This window comes from Streptomyces longispororuber, from assembly GCF_024448165.1.
GTDB lineage: Bacteria > Actinomycetota > Actinomycetes > Streptomycetales > Streptomycetaceae > Streptomyces > Streptomyces longispororuber_A.
In genome coordinates this window covers 1-5,184 of record NZ_JAMOLN010000364.1, presented here as the reverse complement: position 1 = coordinate 5,184, position 5,184 = coordinate 1, and the positions used below count along the sequence as shown (strand labels likewise).

At 71.2% G+C, this 5,184-nt stretch carries 4 protein-coding genes and 1 pseudogene; 4 read left to right on the top strand and 1 reads right to left on the bottom strand.

What is annotated here, in order from left to right:
- From M4J07_RS46625 to M4J07_RS46610, 4 genes are all read left to right on the top strand, one after another.
- The coding region (locus M4J07_RS46625; RefSeq protein WP_255983257.1) for a GntP family permease at positions 1–1,415 on the top strand (1,415 nt) is incomplete at its 5' end.
- A gap of 131 nt (positions 1,416–1,546) precedes the next feature.
- Positions 1,547–2,839, top strand: a complete 1,293-nt coding sequence (locus tag M4J07_RS46620) for an MFS transporter (protein ID WP_255983255.1) — start codon at positions 1,547–1,549, stop codon at positions 2,837–2,839.
- A gap of 81 nt (positions 2,840–2,920) precedes the next feature.
- Positions 2,921–3,481, top strand: a complete 561-nt coding sequence (locus M4J07_RS46615) for a hypothetical protein (protein ID WP_255983253.1) — start codon at positions 2,921–2,923, stop codon at positions 3,479–3,481.
- Positions 3,482–3,578: 97 nt separating this feature from the next.
- Complete coding sequence (locus M4J07_RS46610) at positions 3,579–4,904, top strand: Nramp family divalent metal transporter (protein WP_255983251.1); 1,326 nt, start codon at positions 3,579–3,581, stop codon at positions 4,902–4,904.
- A 66-nt stretch (positions 4,905–4,970) separates the two neighbouring features.
- Here the strand turns inward: M4J07_RS46610 and M4J07_RS46605 are convergent.
- Positions 4,971–5,184 (bottom strand): annotated as a pseudogene (locus tag M4J07_RS46605) (chitinase); the annotation flags it as partial.

Genomic DNA, 5,184 nt, shown 5'->3' with positions numbered 1-5,184 from the left:
CGATCATCGACGGCACCGCCGGTCTGCTGACCGTCGCGTTCCTCGGCATCGTGCTGCTGCTCTTCCTGATCATCAAGGCGCGCATCCAGCCCTTCGTGGCCCTGCTCGCGGTCTCCATAGCCGTCGGCCTCGGCGCCGGCCTCTCGGTCACCGAACTCTTCGGCACCGTGCAGAAGTCCGACGCGGTCTCCACCATCGAGTCCGGCATGGGCGGCACCCTCGGGCACGTCGCGATCATCATCGGCCTCGGCACGATGCTCGGCGCGGTCCTCGAAGTCTCCGGCGGCGCCGAGGTCCTGGCGTCCCGCCTCCTGAACCTCTTCGGCGAGAAGCGCGCCCCGCTCGCCATGGGCCTCACCGGCCTCATCTTCGGCATCCCCGTCTTCTTCGACGTCGGCATCTTCGTCCTCGCGCCGATCGTCTACGCGGCCGCCAAGCGCGGCGGCAAGTCGATCGTCCTGTACTGCATGCCGCTCCTCGCCGGCCTGTCGATGACCCACGCGTTCCTGCCCCCGCACCCCGGTCCGGTGGCCGCCGCCGGTCTGCTGAAGGTCGACCTCGGCTGGGTCATCCTCATGGGCATCGTCTGCGGCATCCCGGCCGTGCTCGCCGCCTGGGGCTGGGCCGCCTGGATCGGCAAGCGGATCTTCGTCCCCGTACCGCAGGACATGGTCGAGGCCGCCGACGAGGCCAAGGCCGCCCTGGAGGCCGAGCAGCGCGCCGCGGGCGTCACGCCGACCGAGAAGCCGGTCCCGCTGGGCATCGTCTTCACCATCATCGGCACCCCGCTGGTCCTGATCCTCCTCGCGACCTTCTCCTCCATCGCCTTCGACCCGTCCACGGGCCGCTCGGTCATCGAGTTCTTCGGCCACCCCTTCGTCGCGCTGACGATCGCCCTGCTGATGGCGTACTACCTGCTGGGTATCCGGCGCGGCTGGTCCCGCAAGTCCCTGGAGACGGTCTCGACCGCGTCCCTGAAGCCGGTCGGCAACATCCTCCTCGTGGTCGGCGCGGGCGGTGTCTTCGGCGCCGTCCTCAAGGCCAGCGGCATCGCGCAGGCGCTCTCCGACACGTTCAACGACGTCGGCCTGCCGGTCATCGTCCTCGCGTACCTGATCTCGCTCGTCCTGCGCGTCGCCCAGGGCTCGGCGACCGTCGCCATCGTGACGACGGCGGGCATCGTGGCACCGCTGCTCTCCGAGGGCGACTACTCGCAGGCCTTCGTCGCCCTCGTCATCATGGCGATCTCGGCGGGCTCCATCTTCGCCTCGCACGTCAACGACGGCGGCTTCTGGATGGTCGCGAAGTACTTCGGCATCTCCGAGCGGGACACGCTGCGCACCTGGACCGTCCTGGAGTCGGTCCTGTCGGTGGCCGGGTTCGCGGTCGCGGCCGTGGTGAGTCTGTTCGTCTAGGAACGGCCCTGCGCCACCCATGAGTTAGCGTTGCTTCACGGAGCCCGTAGAACTATTCACTTGTTCTGCGGGCTCCGTCGCGGCACCGTGTCAGGCCGGAACGCTGGGCCAGGGACACGGGACGGGGACGCATGACGCAGACACGGCGCGCGGCACACGGGACGACCGGCACGCCCGGGGCGCCGCCCCCGTCCCCCTGGCGCAACCCCGACTTCCGCACCCTCTTCACCGGCACCGCCCTCAGCCAGCTCGGCTCCAACGTCTGCTACCTCGCGGTGCCCCTGGTCGCCGTCTCCGCGCTCGACGCGAGCCCCGCCCAGGTCGGCGCCCTCGCCACCCTCAGCACCCTCGCCTTCCTGCTCATCGGCCTGCCCGCCGGAGCGTGGGTGGACCGGATGCGGCAGCGGCGGCTGATGATCGCCGCGGACCTGCTGCGCGGACTCCTGTACGCCTCCGTGCCCCTGGCCTGGTGGCTCGACGTCCTCAGCCTCACCCAGCTGTACGCGGTCGTCCTGCTGGCCGGCTGTGCCACGGTCTTCTTCGACGTGGCCTCGCAGAGCACGGTGCCGCAGCTGGTCGGCCGGGACGAACTCGTCCCGGCGAACGCCGCGTTGGTCAGCCTCATGGGCGTCAGCAACATCGCGGGCCGCAGCGCGGGCGGCGGCCTCGTCCAGCTCCTCACCCTGCCCTACGCCGTACTGGCCGCGGCCGTCGGATACCTGGCATCGGCGCTCACCCTCACCCGCGTGCGGGCCGCGCCCGCCGCACCGGCCGCCCGGGACGCCGCCCCGCGCGTCCCGCTGCGCACCCAGATCTCCGAGGGCCTGCGGCACGTCCTCGGCCACCCGGAACTGCGCGCCCTCGCCGCGACCGGCGCCCTGCTCAACTTCGGCAGCCAGCTGGTCAACACCATGCTCCCGGTCCTCTTCGTCCGCGAACTCGGCCTGCCCGCAGGGGTGCTGGGCCTGTTCTGGGGCGCGGGCGGCCTCGGCATGCTGCTCGGCGCGCGCGGCGCCCGCCGGATCGCGGCCCGCCTCGGCTACGGCCGCACCCTCGGCCTCGCGGGCCTGTGCCTGGCCCCGGCCGGGCTGCTCGTCCCGCTGGTCGGCCGGGAGTGGTGGCTGCTGCTCCTGGCCGGGTGCGGCTGGCTCGCCGTCCTCTTCAAGACGGGCGTGGACAACGTGCTGGGCGTCTCGCTGCGCCAGCGGCTGACGCCGGACGCGCTGCTCGGCCGGATGAACGCCACGTTCCGCTTCCTCTTCATGGGCGCCCTCGCGCTCGGCGCCGCGGCCTCCGGCGCGCTGGCCGGGGCGACGTCGGTGCGGGTGACGCTGTGGGTGGGCGGCGCGGTCATGGCGGTGGCGTTCCTGCCGGTGTTCCTGTCGCCGGTCCGCCGGCGCCGCGCCCTGCCGGCCGGGATGTGAGGCCATCGTGACCGGGCCGTGAGGGGCCGGGGGGAGCGGGGCACAGGCTCGTCCGCCATACTTCGGCCCGTGGAGCAGCGTATGGACAGTCAGAAGGTCACGCCCGTCGCCGGCGCCGGTTTCGACCCGGCGCACGTCCCCGGTCTGACGTCTCCCGGTCCGGAGGCGGTTGTCGAGGACGCGGTCACGGAACCCGACGAGACGCCGGAGGAGGTGACGGAGGCCGAGCCGGAGGCGAAGGCCGCCCTGCGGAAGAAGCCGGCGGAGCCGGACGAGGAGACCGACGCGGACGAGCCGGAGGAACCGGCGGACTCGGCGGACTCGGACGACTCGGCGGAGACGGAGGCCGCCGCCAAGGGCGCCTCGGACGGCTCGGTCTCGCTGGAGGCCAAGGACCGCCGTGGCTCCATCACCGTCGACGCGACCGGCGTCCGCTTCACGCTGGACGACCAGGAGGCCGACTTCACCTGGGACGAGATCAGCGCGGTCGAGTTCGGCACGGCCCGCAAGCGCCTCACGGTGACGGTCCACACGCCGAACAGCCGCTGGTACCCGAACGACGTCGAGGCCCCCGACAAGGCCCGCCTCAACGAGTGGACGGAGACCCTCGACAAGGCGCTGGACGCGTACTTCGAGGACTGACGCGGACGGCGGCCGGACTGCGGCCTTCGGCACCGGTTCCTGACGCATCCTGCCGAAACCCTTGCCAGCGGGGTTTCTTTACGCACCCTTGATGTTCATGGCGGACACCACGGGCACCTCAGGAACCGGTACCACCATCCCCGACTCCCGACCGCGCAAGTCCAGCTGGAAGTACATCGGCCCCGGCATCGTCGTCGCCGCGACGGGCGTCGGGGCGGGCGACCTCGTCGCGACGCTCGTCGCGGGCAGCAACTTCGGCTACACGCTCCTGTGGGCCGCGGTCCTCGGCTGCCTCGTCAAGATCAGCCTGGCGGAGGCGGCGGGCCGCTGGCACCTGGCCACCGGCCGCACCCTCTTCGACGGCTGGGCGAGCCTCGGCCGCTGGACGACGTGGTTCTTCGTCGTCTACGTCGTGGTCTGGGGCTTCGTCTACGGCGCGGCGGCGATGTCGTCGAGCGCGCTGCCGCTCCAGGCGCTGTGGCCGGACCTGTTCCCGGCGGACTGGTCGATCAAGCCGTGGGCGGTCATCTGCGGCCTGGTCGGCCTGGTCTTCGTCTGGTTCAACAAGTACGACGTCTTCGAGAAGGTCATGACGGTCCTGGTGGGCGTCATGTTCGTCGTCACCGTCTACCTGGCGGTCAGGGTCACCCCGAACCTCGGCGACGCGTTCGCCGGCCTGCTCCCCGTGCTGCCCGACGAGAAGGACTCGATCCTCAACACGCTCGGCCTGATCGGCGGCGTCGGCGGCACCATCACCCTGGCCGCGTACGGCTATTGGGTCAACGCGAAGGGCTGGACGAACACGTCCTGGATGAAGGTGATGCGCCTCGACAACCGGGTCGCGTACATCACGACCGGCATCTTCGTCGTCGCCATGCTGTTCGTCGGGGCGGAGCTGCTGCACGCCTCGCACACCTCGATCGCGAGCGGCGACAAGGGCCTCCTCGACCTCACGAAGATCCTTCAGGCGGAGTACGGCACGGCGACGGCGAAGCTCTTCCTGGTCGGCTTCTTCGCCACGTCGTTCACCTCGCTCATCGGCGTCTGGCACGGCGTGAGCCTGATGTTCGCGGACTTCGTGGAGCGTTACCGCAGCGCCCGCGTGACGGGCGAGGAGGTGGCGCGCGGCGACCGCGAGAAGGGCTGGCCGTTCCGTGCGTACCTGCTCTGGCTGACCTTCCCGCCGATCGTCCTGCTCTTCCAGGGCCAGCCGTTCCGTCTGGTGATCCTGTACGGGGTGCTGGGCGCGGCCTTCATGCCGTTCCTCGCCCTGACGCTGATCTGGCTGCTCAACTCCCGCCGGGTGCCCACGGAGTGGCGCAACGGGTGGCTGAGCAACGGCATGCTGGTGGTGGCGGGGCTGCTCTTCGTGGTGCTGTGCGTGAAGCAGATCTGGGACCAGCCGTGGGCGGACTTCTTCTGACCCCGGGCCGGCCGGTGGAACGTGGGCAGCGCCGCCGGGGGAGCGGCGGCGCTGCCCGTTCTGGGGTTACAGCTGGTGGACGTGGGGGCCCACCGCCGAGGACCAGGCGTTGCCTGACGCCGCGTCCCAGTTCGTCGACCAGGTCATCGCGCCGCGCAGGCCCGGGTACGTCTTCGACGGCTTGAAGGAGCCGCAGTTCGTGCCCTTGGTCAGGCAGTCGAGGGCGGCGTTGACCACGGACGGGGAGACGTAGCCGCCGCCCGCCGCGCTCGACGACGCG